Below are 15,771 nucleotides of genomic sequence, written 5' to 3'. Positions count from 1 at the left end.
AGCGCACCCAAACGGATGCGCTTCGAACTTCTTGCTGTATTCGATTCTACCGATTCGCCGGACAAAAACCACCCCTGCGCAGGGTTTGCTCTGGATACAAAACCACCCTGCTGGGAGGGTTTTAATCCATTTCCACATAAACCGGGCGGTTTAAGCAGACGGGGTCTCCGCATCAGCGTTGCCAGTGGCCCAGCGATGGTAGCCAATAACAAACGGGTCCAGGTCGCCATCGTCAAGAACGGCCTCGACATTGCTGGTCTCCACGCCCGAGCGCAGATCCTTGACCATCTGGTACGGGTAGAGCACGTAGCTGCGAATCTGGTTGCCAAAACCAATCGTGGTCTTGGGTCCGCGAATCTCATCGAGCGCCTCGGCACGCTTCTCGAGCTCAATCTCGTACAGGCGAGCCTTGAGGATCTGCATGCACGCGGCCTTGTTCTGGATCTGGCTGCGCTCGTTTTGGCAGGTGACCACAATGCCGCTGGGGAAATGCGTCACGCGCACGGCGGAGTCGGTGGTGTTAACGCCCTGGCCGCCCGGGCCGCTCGCGTGGTACACGTCCACGCGGATGTCATCGGGACTGATCTCGATGTCGATATCATCGGGTAGCACGGGGATGACCTCGACGCCGGCAAACGTGGTCTGGCGGCGCTTCTTGTCGTCGGTGGGGCTGATGCGAACCAAGCGGTGGACGCCGGCCTCGGCGCGCAGCATGCCAAATGCGTCCTTGCCCTCGACGGTAAAGGTCGCGCGGTCGATGCCGATGACCTCGGCTGCGGGACAGTCGTTGATGGTGACCTTCCAGCCGCGACGCTGGCAGTACTTCATGTACATCTTAAAGAGCATGAAGGTCCAGTCCTGGGCCTCCAGACCACCCTGTCCGGGCTTGATGGTCACAATGGCATCGCCGTGATCGAACTCACCGGTAAACCAGCTCGAAAGCTCAAGCTCATCGATGGCACGGGCCAGGCGCTCAGCCGTGGCTGTAGCCTCCTCGCGAAGGGCGACGGCGTCGGGGTCATCCCCCATCTCCTCGGCAAGCTCCAGCGCAGCGCGGGCATCGGAAAGCTCGCCGCGCGCGGTGTCCACGGCAGCGATATCTTCCTTGGTACGCGCGATCTCCTCCATGGTGGCACGGGCGGCGTCGGCGTCATCCCAAAAGCCAGGGGCAACACTTTTGGCCTCGAGCTCGGTCACACGGGTACGCTTCTCGTCCAGGTGGAGATACGACTCGACCTCGCCGAGCCGGTCCGCGAACGCGTCCAGCTCGGCGGGCGTTATCTCTAAAGCCTCAGCCATTAACGATTCCTGCCGTGGCAGTACTTAAACTTCTTGCCGCTACCGCAGGGGCACGGGTCGTTGCGGCCCACGTTGACGTACGGATCGTCGCTCTCGGACTTGCGATAAGTGGTCACCTTGCCACCGTTGTTGACGGCAGCCGGACCACCCTGGACAGCCGTGCGGGCCTGCACCTGCGCCTGCTTGCGCAGCACCGAGTCGCCGTTATCACCATCGACCTCGGCAGGACCGGAGAAGCGCGCGCCCTCGAGCGCGGGCTCCTCCTTGTGCTCCACGGCACGCGGGGCAGCCTTGATCTCGATGCGCAGAACCGTGCGCAGGTAATCCTCATACATGGTATCGACGAGTATCTGGAACGCGCCGTAGGCCTCGGTCTTGTACTCGACCAGCGGGTCGCGCTGGCCAAAGCCGCGCAGGCCGATGCCGGTCTTGAGATAGTCCATCTCCTGCAGGTAGTTCATCCAGCGGGTATCGATGACGCGCAACATGACCTGGGTGTTGAGCTCGCGCATCAGGTCCTCGCCCAAGCGCTCGGCCTTCATGTTGTAGCACTTCTCTACGTAAGCCAGGACATCGGCAGCCAGAGCCTCATAATCCTCGTCGGGGAACTTCGGCGTATCGATGTGGCCGGTGAGTTCCACAACCCACTTGCGCAGGCCCTCCAGGTCGCGCTCGCCATCGTGACTGTCCTTGGTGCAGAACTCCTGCACGCAGCGGTACACGGTGTCGTGCATGACCTCGGTGATGTGGTCGGTCAGGTCCTTGCCGTCCAGAATCTTATTGCGCTCAGCGTAGATGACCTGGCGCTGCTTGTTCATGACGTCGTCGTACTCAAGGACGCTCTTGCGCATGGAGAAGTTGATGCTCTCGACCTTGTGCTGGGCGCTCTCGACGGCCTTGGAGATGATCTTGTGCTGGATGGGCATGTCGTCGCCCATGTCGGCCGTGACCATCATCTTGGAGACGCGGTCCATCTTGTCGCCGCCGAACAGGCGCATGAGGTCGTCCTCGAGCGACAGGTAGAACTGGGTCTCGCCCGGATCGCCCTGACGGCCGGAGCGGCCGCGCAGCTGGTTGTCGATACGGCGGGACTCGTGGCGCTCGGTGCCGATAACGGTCAGGCCACCGGCGGCAAGCACGCGCTCGCGCTCGGCCTTGCAGGTCTCCTTGGCCTCGGCGTTAAACTGCTCGAGCTGCTCGGGCGTCACGTCCTCCATGGTCAGGCCCTCGTACTCCAGGCGCTCGCGCACCAACTCGTCGGGGTTGCCGCCCAGCAGGATGTCGGTACCACGACCGGCCATGTTGGTGGCGATGGTCACGGCGCCGTAGCGTCCGGCCTGGGCAACGATATGAGCCTCGCGCTCATGGTGCTTGGCGTTGAGGACCTCGTGTGCGATGCCGCGCTTGGTTAGGGCGGCGGACAGCTTCTCGGAGCTCTCGATGGAGACGGTGCCCACCAGGACCGGCTGGCCCTTGGCGTGACGCTGCTCGACATCGTCGGCGACGGCGTTGTACTTGGCCTGAATGGTACGGTACACCAGGTCCTCGTGGTCAACACGCTGAACGGGTTTGTTGGACGGGATGACCTCGACGGGCAGCTTGTAGATCTCGCGGAACTCGGCATCCTCGGTGAGTGCCGTACCGGTCATGCCGGAGAGCTTGTCATACAGACGGAAGTAGTTCTGCAAGGTGATAGTGGCCAGCGTCTGGTTCTCCTCGCGTACGAGCACGCCCTCTTTGGCCTCGATGGCCTGGTGCAGGCCCTCAGAATAGCGGCGGCCTTCCATAATGCGGCCGGTGAACTCGTCGACGATCTTGACCTCGCCGTTGGTGACCACGTACTGCTTATCGCGGTGGAACATGTACTGGGCCTTCAGCGCCTGCTGCAGGTGGTTAACCAGCTGGCCGGAGAGATCGGCATAGATGTCATCGATACCCAGGCGGCGCTCGATCTTCTTAAGACCGCGCTCGGTGGCGGCGATGGTGTGCTTGGCCTCGTCCATGACATAGTCGCCCGTGGGCTCGACGTCCTCGGTGGCGGTGAGCATGTCGTGCGACACGTCCTCGCCGCGCTCAAGGCCACGCACGGCACGCGCGAAGTCCTTGTAGGTACTGGCGGACTTGGTGCCAGCGCCCGAGATGATCAGCGGGGTGCGGGCCTCATCGATCAGGATGGAGTCAACCTCGTCGACGATGGCGTAGTTGTGGCCGCGCTGCACGCGCTGCTCGGGACGGGTAACCATGTTGTCGCGCAGGTAATCAAAGCCGAACTCGGAGTTGGTGCCGTAGGTGACGTCGGCCTGGTAGGCCGGGCGCTTGAGCTCGAGCGGCATGTTGTTCTGGAGCAGACCGACGGTCATGCCCAGGTACTTATAGATGCGGCCCATCCACTCGGAGTCGCGCTTGGCAAGGTAATCGTTGACAGTAACGACGTGCACGCCCTTGCCGGCAATAGCGTTGAGATAGCCGGCCAACGTGGAGACGAGGGTCTTACCTTCGCCGGTCTTCATCTCGGCGATGTGGCCCTCGTGCAGTGCCATGGCGCCAATGAGCTGCACGTCAAAGTGGCGCATACCCATGGTGCGCTTGGAAGCCTCACGCACGGTAGCAAAGGCCTCGGGGAGCATGTCGTCGAGCGACTCGCCGTTGGCGTAACGCTCGCGGAACTTATCGGTCTGGCCGCGGAGTTCCTCCTCGGTCATCTTCTCAAACTGGGGCTCAAGACCGTTGATCTGGTCGACGATCTTGTAGTAGCGCTTAAGGTCCTTATCGGATCCAAAGGACAGCAGCTTTGACATGAATCCCATGTGGTTTTCCTTTTTGGCCATCGCCCACGCCGTGCAGCTGCGGGCGAGTTAAACACAGATAATTGTACTTTAGCCAAACAAGGCGCGGCCCATACGGTCGACCTCGACCGCCACGTAATAACTACGACCAACCTGCCAAAAAGGGACTGGTTTATTTTGGCAGGTTTTATCTGGGCAAACGCCGCCTCTCTGTCATTTGGTGCAAACTAACCTGTCCCCTTCGCACCAATCTGGTGCAATGGGGACAGGTTAGCTTGCACCAATAAAAAGAAAAGGGCCGCGCACCCAAATGGATGCACGGCCCTCATGCCATGAATGCGAGTGATTCCGCGGCGAGCTATTTACTCAGCAGCCTCGGTGGTCTCGGCCTCGGCAGCGGCCTCCTCGACGGGAGCCTCTGCAGGAGCCTCGGCGGCCTGCTTGGCAGCCTCCTCGGCAAACTTAGCAGCACGCTTGGCCTTCTCGGCAGCCTTAGCCTCAGCGGCGGCCTTACGAGCGGCCTCGGCCTCAGCAGCCTTGGCGGCCTTGGCAGCCTTGGCCTCCTCGGCCTTCTTGAGCTGGGCGGCAGCGGCGCCACCGAACTTGTCGGCGAAGCGCTGGACGCGTCCACCGGTGTCGACGAACTTCTGCTGGCCGGTGTAGAACGGGTGGCACTCGTTGCAAAGCTCGACCTTCATCTCGGACACGGTAGCGTGCGTCTTGAAGGTGTTGCCGCAGGAGCACGTCACCGTGCACTCGACATACTGGGGATGGATACCCTGCTTCATGGTAGGACTCCTTATTAGTCAGGCGCTGGTTACCGATCAGCGCATAAGGCGTCTTGGTTTCCGACCAAGACAACAAACTCGGCTATGGTACCACGGCGCCGAGCGTCCCACAAAAGGTTCACGGTCTTTTCGGAACGACACGAATCTGACCCATCGAAACACATCTCCACCGTTCCTTCAACTGGGAAAATGCCGTCCCCGGGGCCTGAGAAGGGCCCCGGGGACGTTCGACTGACTGCGGGAACGGCCTTTCCGCTCAATGTGTTCGGCTGAGATCGGAAATCAACCAAACTGAACTAGGTTCAGTTGACATGGTTAAAAACGAGGGGCGACGCTTTTGCGTCACCCCTCGTCCCGGCCGGTTGCTTTAGTTGTACACACGGTAGTTACACTTGAACTGGGTTATGTGTCCATAGTTGGAGCGGTACCAACCCGACGTATAGCTGATTGCCTCTGCGCCTAGATAGTCGTAGCCCTTGTTGTAGCGAAGCTGACGGTAGGTCGTGTCGTACTCTGCTACGTAAAACGTGTCTCCAGAGAAGGCTTTGTACCGGTCCTTAACCGTCGAAGCCATGTACGCGGGTTCGACATCGCCTTTCTCCCCGTTGAGCGCATAGACGGGTGCCGCGATTCCGCATAAAGCCGTTGCCACGAGGATGGCGTAGACAGCCATGCGCGACGCATTGGACTTCAGCTGTTCAAATAGTTTCATGTCATTCACCTCGCTCGTATGTATCGAGGTATTCCTGCTTGAGCGTCTGCGAGGACGACTTGATCTTTTCCACGAGCGTGCCGGCCTCGATGAAGTAGAACGAGTTGGTGAGGTCTGCCAGGTCGTCGAGCAGATGGCTTGAAATGAGCACGCTTCGTCCCCGCGCCACCTCGCTGCGCATCGCGTCGCAGGAGGTTTTCCGCTTTCCCGGATCGAGGCCGTTCAGCGGTTCATCGAGGATGAGGTACGGGCAATCGGTCGATATCGCCATGGCAAGCTTTACCTGCTGCTTCATTCCTGTCGAGAGTTTACTGGTCGGCTTGTCGAGATATGGGGAGATTCCGAGGGAGTCGCAGAGCGAGTCGATGTCGGCGGCCGATTTCCACGCCTCCCTAACGAAAGCAAGGTGCTCGATGGCCGATAGCGTGGGATAGAGATCCGCGCTGCCCGAAGAGCTCAGGTAGACGAGTTCTGCAAATTCGGCTGATCGACGTTGGCAGATTCCGTCTGCCGCCAGGCTTCCCGAGCGGATGCGGGTGGGAAATTGGCCCGACAGCGCTTCAAGAAGGGTGGTTTTCCCCGAGCCGTTGGGAGCAACGAGGCCCGCCGCCGTTCCTGGGCTCAGGAAAAGCGACCCGATTGAAAGTATCGTCGTGCTTCCGTATCCCACGCTCGCGTCCAGGAGCTCGAGCCCATGGTGCTTTTTCGCGGGTCCAGGCTGTTTGGGGGAACGTGTCGCAACGGCGCCGACCGTAAAAAAGACCGCGACGTATGCCAGGGCCACGGCAAGCATCGATGCGCCGCCCGAACCGGAGCCAATGAATTCTGTCGGGAAGCATCCTACGTAACCCGTTGCCTCGATAGGCGAGAATACGGGCAGCGGCAGGAGCCCGAGCGCGGCATTATGCCCCAGTGCCGAATCGGACAATAACGGGAATGCCGGGGCCGCGACAAGCAACGCGGAGGTAAGGGGGCCCGCGAAGACGCGCCTCGTTGCGGTCGATAGGACGACGGAACAAACGGATATCAAGGTTCCACCCGCGAGCAGCGCGAGAAGTATGGTCGTGAAGACGTCTCCCGCGGTCGTGGTAGTGAGCGCGCCGTTATGGAAGAAGGCGATCGGGTACCCGATCTGCCCGAAGCCGTTTAGGGCCAAGGCGTAAATACTCCCGGGCGCAAGGCCGGCGAGGAGCATCGCGGTCCCCGCGCCAATTATCGAAAACACGGTTTGGATAAGGCGCCGGAATTTGGGCACGGGCGCCTTTGCCGCCAGGGTCCCGGGCCTTGTGGCGCCGAGCACGAGTATCGACGAGAGAAGGAAGGGGATGAAGGGAAGGAAGGACGGCGCCTGGGCAATGGCGTAGGGCAGGAAGGAGAGGAACGGCAGGTCGTTTGCGGAGGCCGGGATATCCGCGATGCCGGAGCTGCTCAGAGCGCGGCAATATGCGAGCGCTGCGTCATTGGTCTCTTGGTCTCCCACGATGGACCCGGATTGGAAGCCTTCGCCCATGAGCGCGTAGTAGCTCTCGGCAGAATCGAGAAAGGCGGCGTCGGTTTGAGCGGCGAGGGCGGCGTTCGCGTATCTTGCAAGCTCCGCGTCATTTTGCTGCTCTGGAGATAGGTCTGTGCCGCTGGCCTGGGGCGCGCGCGTATTGAATGCGTCGACAAAGCCCTGCATGCCCTGCTTCATAAAGAAGGGGCCGTAGATGGGTGAATTGAACGCAATGGGGACGGAAAAGGCTGCAGCGAGAACGAGCGTACAAATCCATACGGCCTTGTCTCTTAGGATTAGTTTGAGAAGAAGTCGACAGTACATTTAGAAGCACCTACGTTCCTCAAAGAATTGTTAGATTAAAAGTAACAGACCGGATGAAGATACGTGCGACGGGGGCGAGGCGAATGGCTGAGCGGTATCGATATGCGGGTTCAACGGTATCACATTGGCCACATAGATTTTTAACTTGCATTTCTACCCGCCCTTTTCGTAGAGTCGCCGATACGTGCTTAGCGCACCCTCGGCGCGTCCGGCAGGCTTTGCGAAATGGGATCCAGGAGACTTCGGCGCAGCATCATCTTGCGGAATGCTTCTAATGAGCCTCCCATCCTTCAAAAACAGAATCTCATCGCACAGCCTATCGACCGAATCCAAGATGTGGGATGACATGATGATGCACGTACCAGAATCGGCCAGCTTCCTGAGAATCTCGGAATGCAAGTCCACCCTGCTGGGGTCGAGCGCGTTCATGGGCTCATCTAATAGAAGGTACCGCGCGCCCGTCGCATACGCAATCGCCAGGGTAAGCTGCTGCTTCATGCCCTGGCTCAGAGTGCGGATTCTCATCTTCGCGAACTCGCCTATCTGCGTTTGTTCCACTATCTCTTCGATATCGCGAGCATGCGGCCACATATCGCAAACCATCTTGAGGTGATCTTCCGCACGCAATCCGGGATACAGCAGCGTCCCCTCACCAGGTGCATAGAAGATCATAGAACGGACCTCTCTCGCACCCGTACCCTGCACCTCATCCAGAACGATGCTCCCGTCCACGCGAGGACCCGGCAAACCTGCCATCGCACGCAGCAACGTCGTCTTTCCATGCCCGTTCGGAGCGACGAGACCGTAGACCGTACCCGGGGCAAACTCAGCGTTCACCGAATCTACGAGCACCTTCTTTCCATAAGAGATCGTCAGCGTTTGAAGGTCAATCATCGAGATCATCCCCTTTCGATCTTTGGAACACTCAGGCGCACCATCAACGGAGATACGGCGCCCAAGACCACCAGCAGAGCGCCCGATGCGCCGACGACCTCTCCAAAAGGCATCGCGTTCGTCCCTCGCCCAAGGAACCCAATCGTCCCCACCTGGGAAGCGGGATCAAACGAGGCGAATGGAGCCAGCAGCGCGACGCCCATGCCCACGCTTTCAACATGAGCGCTCAACGAACCCAACACCAAGAGAACCGCGCAAACCATTCCGGTGACAACGGGGTTGCGGCTAATCGCTGCTGTCAACGCAGCGACGACGGAAATCACGCCGTATGCCATGACCAGCAACGGAATACTGCACAACACCGCCTCCCCCACCATGGACGTTGTCGAAGCTCCCGCCCGAATGAGAGCGACGGGATACTCCGATCCACCCGCACCGTTCTTAATCACGGACACAACGACAGCGGGAACCATCGACACCAAAAGCAGCACCAAGCCAAGCAGGAGAGCCAGCGCAACAGCCGTCAGAAAACGCACATGCGCTGTTGCGGGGATCTGGAGAACCAGAAGGGAACGACACTGCAGGTGGGTGCACGCGAGCGATGTGACAACCACGGGCAACAGCAAAAATAAGGAGGGAAGCGCTGCCTGGAGATACGAAAGGAGGATTAATGGGGGCATCTTCGTACTTAACTCGTAAACCTTGGGGTCCGGCAAGCTCGCGATCGACTCAAGCAGAAGGGCGCGCGCCTCCGCACGAGAAGGAGTCTCCGGCTCGATTCCGATCGATTGCAGGAGAGTCGCATCTGCCGCGCCCAGCTCACCTCGAGCGCGCTCGTACGTCGCAAGGCTTCGAAACCCCTCCGCAGGCATAGGCGCGTACACGAAACCCGAAAGAGCATCCCGCATGTCTTCCAGGGCCGCTTTGCCCTCGACGTCCATATTCGCAGCGTTCTGCTCTAGATACCGATCTATTGAACGGAGCTCCCCATCCCTATACCGAACAGCGGAAACGTTATCAGCGTCAGGAAACATCTCGACCAGAGCCGGGGCCAGCATCGTCGCCGACATTGCAATCGCGCATACGGCGAGGGTAGGAGAACGCAGGAGCAGTTTCCCCATCGTTCTTACGTATGCAACGGCGGAGGCACAAGCGCTCGAACGAGTTGCCGTTCTCGATGCAGCGAAGGAACCTCTCTCAAGACAAATCGGGGATATCGGGCGCGCGCAGCCGCTCTTTCCAGCAACGCAAAGCAGGCTAATTGCCAGCACCTCGATCCCGATTGCGCATACGAGGGCAATCGCGCCACGCTCGAAGCAAAGTCCAGGCAGATTCACTATCTGCGTTGTCGGGTACGGGCTATAGGCGCCGACGGTCAACTCAGTGTTCGCATACGTAAGGGGATTCAACAGGGCGAACTCACGTAAAGCGATGGATCTTCCGTAATACCCGGGAACCATCGTCACCCCCATCAGGGCACATACGAACACGATTCCAAGCGTAGGGTTATTGGCAATCTTCACGGCAAGGTGAACGACAAGCGAGATGAACGCTGCCACCAAGAATTGCAAGATGGCCGTCTGCGCGAACACCAGCCAAGCCGGTTTGATAACCGGAGTCGCATATTGAATGTAGCCTATCGGATAGAACGGCGAGCCCGGGCCATTCTTCACAAGCGCGGCGATTATCCCTGGAAGATTGATGGCGAGGACGGCAAGCATTGCAAAAACACTCGCCCATACGCTCGATGCAACAAGTCTACCCAGCTCGCCCATCGGTGCCTGGATGATGAGCTTTTCACGTTTGTTAAGACGCGCGGCAAGGAACGAGACGGCAACGGCCGTTGCGACCCATAGCAAGTACTCCTTCGATCCGTCATAATAGGTGTACTCTCCATCCGATATCTGCAGAAACGGAAGTAGGGGAGAGAGCGGTGCCAAGATAAGACGTCCCGCGGCAAGAGGGTACAGAAGCGCGGGCATGCTTGATGAAGAGGTATAGACATCGTCCTCCCCCGCATTCACAAGCGCATCCGCATAGGATGCTGACAATTCCTGCTCAACACGGGTTATTCCCGACTCGAGGTATTCGACCCGTCCGTCGATGCCAGCCGCGCTCCTGAAGACGGGCAGAGCACAAAGAACCATCAACGCAACAACGACAACACAGAGCGACCTGGAGGAGAGAAGCGACCTAAAGATCGCCTTCGAGATTTTGAGCATATTCATCGCCAACCTTAACCTCATCCAGTCGGAACAGAGGGGCCGAACAAAATGCTCGGCCCTTCCTCGCATCTAGTAGGTGCTATAGACAAATTGCCATTTATCAGTTGTGCCAAGAACACCACAGGAGCACATTGCAGCGAGGCGGGATTCCCTATGATGCGCGGATCGGCGATAGCCATTTCGGTAGGAGATCGTCTTGTAAGAGATGTTGAACATCGAGATGCTGTGCCCGCTTACGCCGCGAGGACAGCTGTAGCTCCAGTAGGTATCGACGACGTCGTCCGTATACCCGAGGGGCTCAACGAGGGCACACTGGCTGCTCTCCTGGGAAGGAGGCATCGGGGTATCCGCAAAAGCGGGGGCTCCCGGCAGCAACAGACAAAGAGCGAGGCCGAGGAAAACCAAGAGCTTACACGACTTAACAGTACTGAACATAATCCTCTCCAATCTAGAGGGGTTTCGGTTGCAGCATGCTGTGATTACTTGCCGGCAAAGTCAATTTAACATAAACTGTTAAAAAGTAACCTGAGTCTTTTAAATTCCTCGGAGGTTATTATGAGTTCCGACAATCGTACTCCCCGGCTTCATTCCTTCCGCATCGCATGTGCGATAGCCTCTGCGACCCTTTGCGCCACCGCCATCGCACAAGTGGCGTTCTCCTTAAAGCCAGCAATCGAAGTGCTCGACAACCCTGTAATTGCAGACTCCCCCGCGTATCCAGCCCTTGCGATCTCGACATTGGTCCCTGCCGTCATCGGTATCGCTACGACCATCCTCAGCGCCGTTCTCGTGTGGACGATCAAGAGCGGAGACCCCTTCAAGAAAGGGTCTGCGACATGCTTGAAGGTGCTCGGCATTCTCTTCGTTGTTCAAGCTGCCACCAGCCTCTACGCCGGCTCACTCAAAACCTCCGTTTCGATGTTTGGCGGCGAGGGGGCCGTCGGCGCCCAAGAGATCGCTTCATCATTCGATTGGACCTCTCTGGTTCTCGGCATCGTCCTGTTCATGCTTTCCCAGCTCTTCTTGTACGCCCGAGAGCTGTACCTCGACTCCGACGAGATTGCGTAAGGAAACGCCATGCCCGTAATTGTTCGCCTCGACAAGATCATGGCCGAGCGAAAGATTTCCTCGAACGAACTTGCCGAAAGGATTGGAACCACGCCCGTGAACCTGTCCCGTATTAAAAAAGGGCATATTCGCGGCATTCGCTTCAACACACTCGAGCAGCTATGCCTCGCCCTTCGTTGCCAACCCGGAGACCTTCTCGAAGTCATGAGCGAAGAGGATGCCCGAAAGGAGTTCGGACTCGATTGGTCCGCCGAGGATTAGAGGGCGGTCGTACTCGCCCTGCACACGGGGATGCGAATCGGCGAGGTCTGCGGCCTTCGGTGGTGCGATGTGGATTTCGAGACGGGCCTGATCTCGATCAGACACTCGGTGGCGTACGCGAAGGGAATGGGTTCGTTCATCAAGGACACCAAGACCCATGACGCTAGGGGTATCCCCATCGACCCGGTCGGCCTACTCCCCTTCCTGAAGGAGACCCACGAGATCGACTGCGGAAAGCTGCGCTTGCGCGGCCTTACCGGGGCGGTCGAGATCGGGGACTGCTACATCCTGTCGGAGCCGGGCGCGACCTTCGCGACGACAAGCTATATCCGCAGGGCGTTCAAGACGTTCTCGGAGACCAACGGCCTCATGGGCACCAACGACGAGCTGATCACGTTCCACGGCCTTCGCCACACGTTCGCAACGCAGTGGATCCGCCAAGGCGGCGATATCAAGGCGCTCCAATCGATCCTCGGCCACAAGGACGCCATGGCGACGCTCAACGTCTACGCCGACATCGAGCCCATCTCCAAAATCCATAACATGCTGCGCGCCACGCCGTGCCTTTGGCGCGGGCACCTCGGGCCGAGGGTCGATCCGGGTCCCATGTTCCAACAGAGGATCCAGGAGTCCATCGAGACGCTCCAGGCGTTCGGCTACGGCATCACCGAGCCGGACGACCGAAATATCGCCATACGCGACGTGGAGACGAACAGTTGGCTCTAGCTCACCGAGTACGCGGCAGTGCTGGGCCCATCCCAACTGAGGTCACGGTGGTCCGATAGGGGCGCCGCCCGCGGCATGCGCCGCGGAGCGGTATCCCCTACCGAAGGGCGGGGATGCCCTCCGCTTCCAGTTCGAAATCAGCCGTCGGAGGCGTTCGGCTGACTGCGGGAACGGCCTGTCCGCTCAATGTGTTCGGCTGAGATCGGAAATCAACCCAACACGAGCCGGACACGCGCCAGACGGCTCTTCCCCGTGCGGCCTTCCCCCTTACGCTCATGTTGCAGGCATGTAACGCCGCAGCGAGCGCACCTCTTTTGGCGCCAGACAGGTACAATGATGAACACTGTACCGTAGCGGAGCGCCCCGCGCGCGCCGCAACCACGCGAAAGGGTTTCCCATGGCCGAGATCTCGTCCTCCCGTATCGTCATCACCGTCCTTGGCAAGAACCGCCCCGGCATCGTCGCCGGCGTCACCCGTGTCCTGGGCGAGGCCAACGTCGACATCCGCGACATCACGCAGTCCATTATCGAGGACATCTTCACCATGACCATGCTGGCCGATACCGCCGAGTCCAAGCTCGACTTCGCTGAGCTGCAGAAGGCCCTGGCCGAGGCCGGCGAGCTTTCGGGCGTCAACGTGTCCATCCAGCGCGAGGACGTCTTTAACTTTATGTACCGCCTGTAGCGAGCAGGCCGCTGGGGATAGCCTGACACGCGCATGCCCATGCAGGCCACCCCGATGCGGCCCGGAGAGGAGCGCGCATGGCCTACGACGCCAAGAAAATCTATTACCGCTTCGATGACCACTTGAGCCGACTGGTTCTGGATTACGAAGCAAGCCGCCAGATTTCGTCTGAGAGCGAAAGCCTCTACCACGGCCTGCCGACCGACCCTTATGACGAGGGCCTGTTTGTCGAGCACAATGTCAAGCGCGGCCTACGCAATGCCGACGGCTCGGGCGTGGTCGCGGGTCTCACTCGTATCTCGGATGTGCACGGCTACAACAAGGTCGACGGAAAGGTCGTGCCCGATCAGGGCAAGCTCACGCTTCGCGGCTACAGCATCGAGGATCTGGTCAACAATGCCCAGGCCGAGAATCGCTATGGCTACGAGGAAGTCGCCTATCTGCTTATCACGGGTTCGCTGCCCAACAAGGAAGAGCTCGACGGCTTTTGCGAGCGCCTGGGCGCCTTTAGACATCTGAGCGACGAGTACGTTAAAGAGTTCCCTATGACCACGGTATCGTCGAGCATCATGAACGTGCTCCAGCGCGCCGTACTGCTGCTCTACGCCTTCGATGCCGAACCAGACGTGATCACGCCCGAGCACGAAATCGACGTCGCCATTTCCATGCTCGCACGTCTCCCGCGCATCGCCGCCTTCGCACACATGGCCTCGGTCGCCAAGCTTCGCGGCTCCGAGGTTCACGTGCCGCACCCTACGCCCGGTCTCTCCACCGCCGAGACCATCCTACAGGTCCTGCGCGGCGGCATGGCGTTCACCCGCGATGAGGCGATGCTGCTCGACGTTATGCTCATGCTGCATGCCGAGCACGGCGGCGGCAACAACTCCACCTTCGCTTGCCGCGTGCTGTCGTCTTCGGCCACCGACCCGTATTCCGCCTACGCCGCGGCTATCGGCTCGCTCAAGGGCCCGCGCCACGGTGGTGCCAATGCCAAGGTCGTGTCTATGCACGAGGACATCCGCGCGCATGTCTCCAACTGGGAGGACGAGGACGAAGTCGCGGCCTACCTGGGCAAGATCCTCGACAAGCAGGCCTTCGACGGCATGGGCCTCATCTACGGCATGGGCCACGCCGTCTATACGCTCAGCGACCCGCGCGCCGAGGTCTGCCGTCGTTACGCGCGCTCGCTGGCAGCCAAGAAGGACTTGGGCGAAGAGTTCGCACTCATCGAGCGCATCGAGCGCCTGGCACCCCAGGTCATGCGCGACCACGGCATGACCAAGCCCATCTGCGCCAACATCGACCTGTACACAGGCTTTATCTACAAGATGCTCGGCGTGCCCGAGACGCTTTTTACGCCGTTATTCGCCGTCGCCCGCATGGCCGGCTGGTCGGCACACCGCATGGAAGAGCTCTTCTGCGCGCACCGTATTATTCGCCCGGCCTATCGTCCGGTGATCGAGCCGCTGGAGTACAAGCCGATCGCCGACCGCTAGGACGCGGACCGTTATAGAACTCGAGCGTGGCCAGGGCATCACCGCCCTCGGCCACGCTTTTTATGCCAGTAGAAAGGGCTGCATCGAATGATTGTTTTTTCCGATATGGATGGAACACTGTTGACGAGCGACAAGCAGATGGGCGACGCCACCTGGGCGATGCTCGACGAGCTCGCACGTCGCAGCATTGAGTTTGTACCGTGCACGGGGCGTCCGCTGTCGGGCGTCTTTGAGCCCATCCTCGCCCATCCTGCCGTGCACTACGCGGTCTGCGCCAATGGCGCCAGCGTCTGGCAGCTCGACGACGATGTGCCCAACGATGCCTCGCGCGCCACGCGCATTTTGAGCCGTCCGCTCGATCGCGGCATTGCCCATCGCGTCCATCGCATCGCCGCCGGCCACGATGTGACCTTCGATATCTTCGCGGATGGGCAGTGCTTCCTCCCCCGCTCGCTTTACGGGCGCCTGGATGAGTTCTGCGGCGGTGACCCCCACATCGCGGCTTCGCTCAAGCGCACACGAACACCGATCGACATGGATATCGACAGTAAGATCGACGGGGTCGAGACGCTCGAACGCATCGCCATGTACTGGCACGACCCGGCCGATCGCGACGCCATCGCGGCTGAGCTCGACACGCTCGGAGGCATTGAGGTCACGCGTTCTTACGCCATGAATATCGAGGTCATGGGTGAGGGCGCCACCAAGGGAACGGCCCTCACGTGGCTATGCGAGCACCTGGGCGAGCGTCTCGTCGACGCCTGGGCGTTCGGCGACAACATCAACGACATCCCCATGCTGCAGGCAGCGGGCCACGGCATGGCCATGATCAACGCCGAGCCCGAGGACCGCGACGCCGCCGACGCCATCACCGAGTTCGACAACGACCACGACGGCGTCGCCCGCACCATCATGGCTGCCCTCGCCTAGCAGCAGCAACCCGGCAGGGCAGCTAATTTGGGACGGGGCTATTTTAGCTGCCCGCTTGTGTGGGGTAGCTAAAATAGCCCCGTCC

The 15,771-nt window shown here is 59.9% G+C and carries 13 protein-coding genes; 6 read left to right on the top strand and 7 right to left on the bottom strand.

Features of this window, described 5'->3' with window-relative positions; translation table 11 throughout:
• Positions 1 to 150 precede the first annotated feature (150 nt).
• The 7 genes from prfB to PMX72_RS02870 form a co-directional block, all read right to left on the bottom strand.
• Positions 151 to 1,299: a peptide chain release factor 2 gene (gene prfB, locus PMX72_RS02900; protein ID WP_118206011.1), complete on the bottom strand. Its 1,149-nt coding sequence runs from the start codon at positions 1,297 to 1,299 to the stop codon at positions 151 to 153.
• Positions 1,299 to 4,106: a preprotein translocase subunit SecA gene (secA, locus tag PMX72_RS02895; RefSeq protein ID WP_089572242.1), complete on the bottom strand. Its 2,808-nt coding sequence runs from the start codon at positions 4,104 to 4,106 to the stop codon at positions 1,299 to 1,301. Before secA ends, prfB begins: the two co-directional genes overlap by 1 nt.
• Before the next feature lie 341 nt (positions 4,107 to 4,447).
• Positions 4,448 to 4,873, bottom strand: a complete 426-nt coding sequence (gene rpmE, locus PMX72_RS02890; protein WP_006235303.1) for a 50S ribosomal protein L31 — start codon at positions 4,871 to 4,873, stop codon at positions 4,448 to 4,450.
• A 367-nt stretch (positions 4,874 to 5,240) separates the two neighbouring features.
• A complete protein-coding gene (locus PMX72_RS02885; protein WP_006235302.1) occupies positions 5,241 to 5,585 on the bottom strand; it encodes a hypothetical protein in 345 nt (114 codons plus the stop codon).
• Between the two features lies 1 nt (position 5,586).
• Positions 5,587 to 7,275 (bottom strand): ABC transporter ATP-binding protein, encoded by a 1,689-nt coding sequence (locus tag PMX72_RS02880; protein ID WP_271728999.1) that lies wholly within the window; start codon positions 7,273 to 7,275, stop codon positions 5,587 to 5,589.
• A 279-nt stretch (positions 7,276 to 7,554) separates the two neighbouring features.
• Positions 7,555 to 8,295: an ABC transporter ATP-binding protein gene (locus PMX72_RS02875; protein ID WP_117769450.1), complete on the bottom strand. Its 741-nt coding sequence runs from the start codon at positions 8,293 to 8,295 to the stop codon at positions 7,555 to 7,557.
• 5 nt (positions 8,296 to 8,300) lie between these two features.
• On the bottom strand, positions 8,301 to 10,523 hold the full coding sequence (locus PMX72_RS02870) for a hypothetical protein (RefSeq protein ID WP_118270221.1): 2,223 nt from the start codon (positions 10,521 to 10,523) through the stop codon (positions 8,301 to 8,303).
• 552 nt (positions 10,524 to 11,075) lie between these two features.
• On the opposite strand from PMX72_RS02870, the gene PMX72_RS02865 reads away from it, so the two are divergent.
• From PMX72_RS02865 to PMX72_RS02840, 6 genes are all read left to right on the top strand, one after another.
• A complete protein-coding gene (locus tag PMX72_RS02865) occupies positions 11,076 to 11,588 on the top strand; it encodes a DUF2975 domain-containing protein (RefSeq protein ID WP_006235293.1) in 513 nt (170 codons plus the stop codon).
• A gap of 9 nt (positions 11,589 to 11,597) precedes the next feature.
• Positions 11,598 to 11,849 carry a helix-turn-helix domain-containing protein gene (locus PMX72_RS02860; protein ID WP_006235292.1) on the top strand — a complete coding sequence of 84 codons (252 nt, stop codon included), beginning with the start codon at positions 11,598 to 11,600 and terminating at the stop codon, positions 11,847 to 11,849.
• An 18-nt stretch (positions 11,850 to 11,867) separates the two neighbouring features.
• The gene (locus PMX72_RS02855) at positions 11,868 to 12,575 is read left to right on the top strand and encodes a site-specific integrase (protein WP_271729002.1); all 708 of its coding nucleotides are present in this window, start codon (positions 11,868 to 11,870) and stop codon (positions 12,573 to 12,575) included.
• 397 nt (positions 12,576 to 12,972) lie between these two features.
• Entirely contained in the window at positions 12,973 to 13,260 is a 288-nt protein-coding gene (locus tag PMX72_RS02850; RefSeq protein WP_006235289.1) for an ACT domain-containing protein, read from the top strand.
• A gap of 77 nt (positions 13,261 to 13,337) precedes the next feature.
• Positions 13,338 to 14,756, top strand: a complete 1,419-nt coding sequence (locus PMX72_RS02845) for a citrate synthase (protein WP_271729000.1) — start codon at positions 13,338 to 13,340, stop codon at positions 14,754 to 14,756.
• A gap of 87 nt (positions 14,757 to 14,843) precedes the next feature.
• Positions 14,844 to 15,686, top strand: a complete 843-nt coding sequence (locus PMX72_RS02840; RefSeq protein ID WP_117773361.1) for a Cof-type HAD-IIB family hydrolase — start codon at positions 14,844 to 14,846, stop codon at positions 15,684 to 15,686.
• Positions 15,687 to 15,771 lie beyond the last annotated feature (85 nt).

This window comes from Collinsella aerofaciens (genome assembly GCF_028207065.1).
GTDB lineage: Bacteria > Actinomycetota > Coriobacteriia > Coriobacteriales > Coriobacteriaceae > Collinsella > Collinsella aerofaciens_AR.
The sequence above is the reverse complement of the archived record's forward strand: the minus strand, read 5'-3'. Positions and strand labels throughout refer to the sequence as shown.

Excerpts from the sequence above, each read along its gene's own strand:
- rpmE (WP_006235303.1), bottom strand. The coding sequence starts at position 4,873 with ATGAAGCAGGGTATCCATCCCCAGTATGTCGAGTGCACGGTGACGTGC.
- secA (WP_089572242.1), bottom strand. The coding sequence starts at position 4,106 with ATGGGATTCATGTCAAAGCTGCTGTCCTTTGGATCCGATAAGGACCTT.
- PMX72_RS02845 (WP_271729000.1), top strand. The coding sequence starts at position 13,338 with ATGGCCTACGACGCCAAGAAAATCTATTACCGCTTCGATGACCACTTG.
- PMX72_RS02875 (WP_117769450.1), bottom strand. The coding sequence starts at position 8,295 with ATGATTGACCTTCAAACGCTGACGATCTCTTATGGAAAGAAGGTGCTC.
- PMX72_RS02880 (WP_271728999.1), bottom strand. The coding sequence starts at position 7,275 with ATGAAGCAGGGCATGCAGGGCTTTGTCGACGCATTCAATACGCGCGCG.
- PMX72_RS02840 (WP_117773361.1), top strand. The coding sequence starts at position 14,844 with ATGATTGTTTTTTCCGATATGGATGGAACACTGTTGACGAGCGACAAG.
- PMX72_RS02865 (WP_006235293.1), top strand. The coding sequence starts at position 11,076 with ATGAGTTCCGACAATCGTACTCCCCGGCTTCATTCCTTCCGCATCGCA.
- PMX72_RS02860 (WP_006235292.1), top strand. The coding sequence starts at position 11,598 with ATGCCCGTAATTGTTCGCCTCGACAAGATCATGGCCGAGCGAAAGATT.
- PMX72_RS02870 (WP_118270221.1), bottom strand. The coding sequence starts at position 10,523 with ATGAATATGCTCAAAATCTCGAAGGCGATCTTTAGGTCGCTTCTCTCC.
- PMX72_RS02850 (WP_006235289.1), top strand. The coding sequence starts at position 12,973 with ATGGCCGAGATCTCGTCCTCCCGTATCGTCATCACCGTCCTTGGCAAG.
- PMX72_RS02885 (WP_006235302.1), bottom strand. The coding sequence starts at position 5,585 with ATGAAACTATTTGAACAGCTGAAGTCCAATGCGTCGCGCATGGCTGTC.
- prfB (WP_118206011.1), bottom strand. The coding sequence starts at position 1,299 with ATGGCTGAGGCTTTAGAGATAACGCCCGCCGAGCTGGACGCGTTCGCG.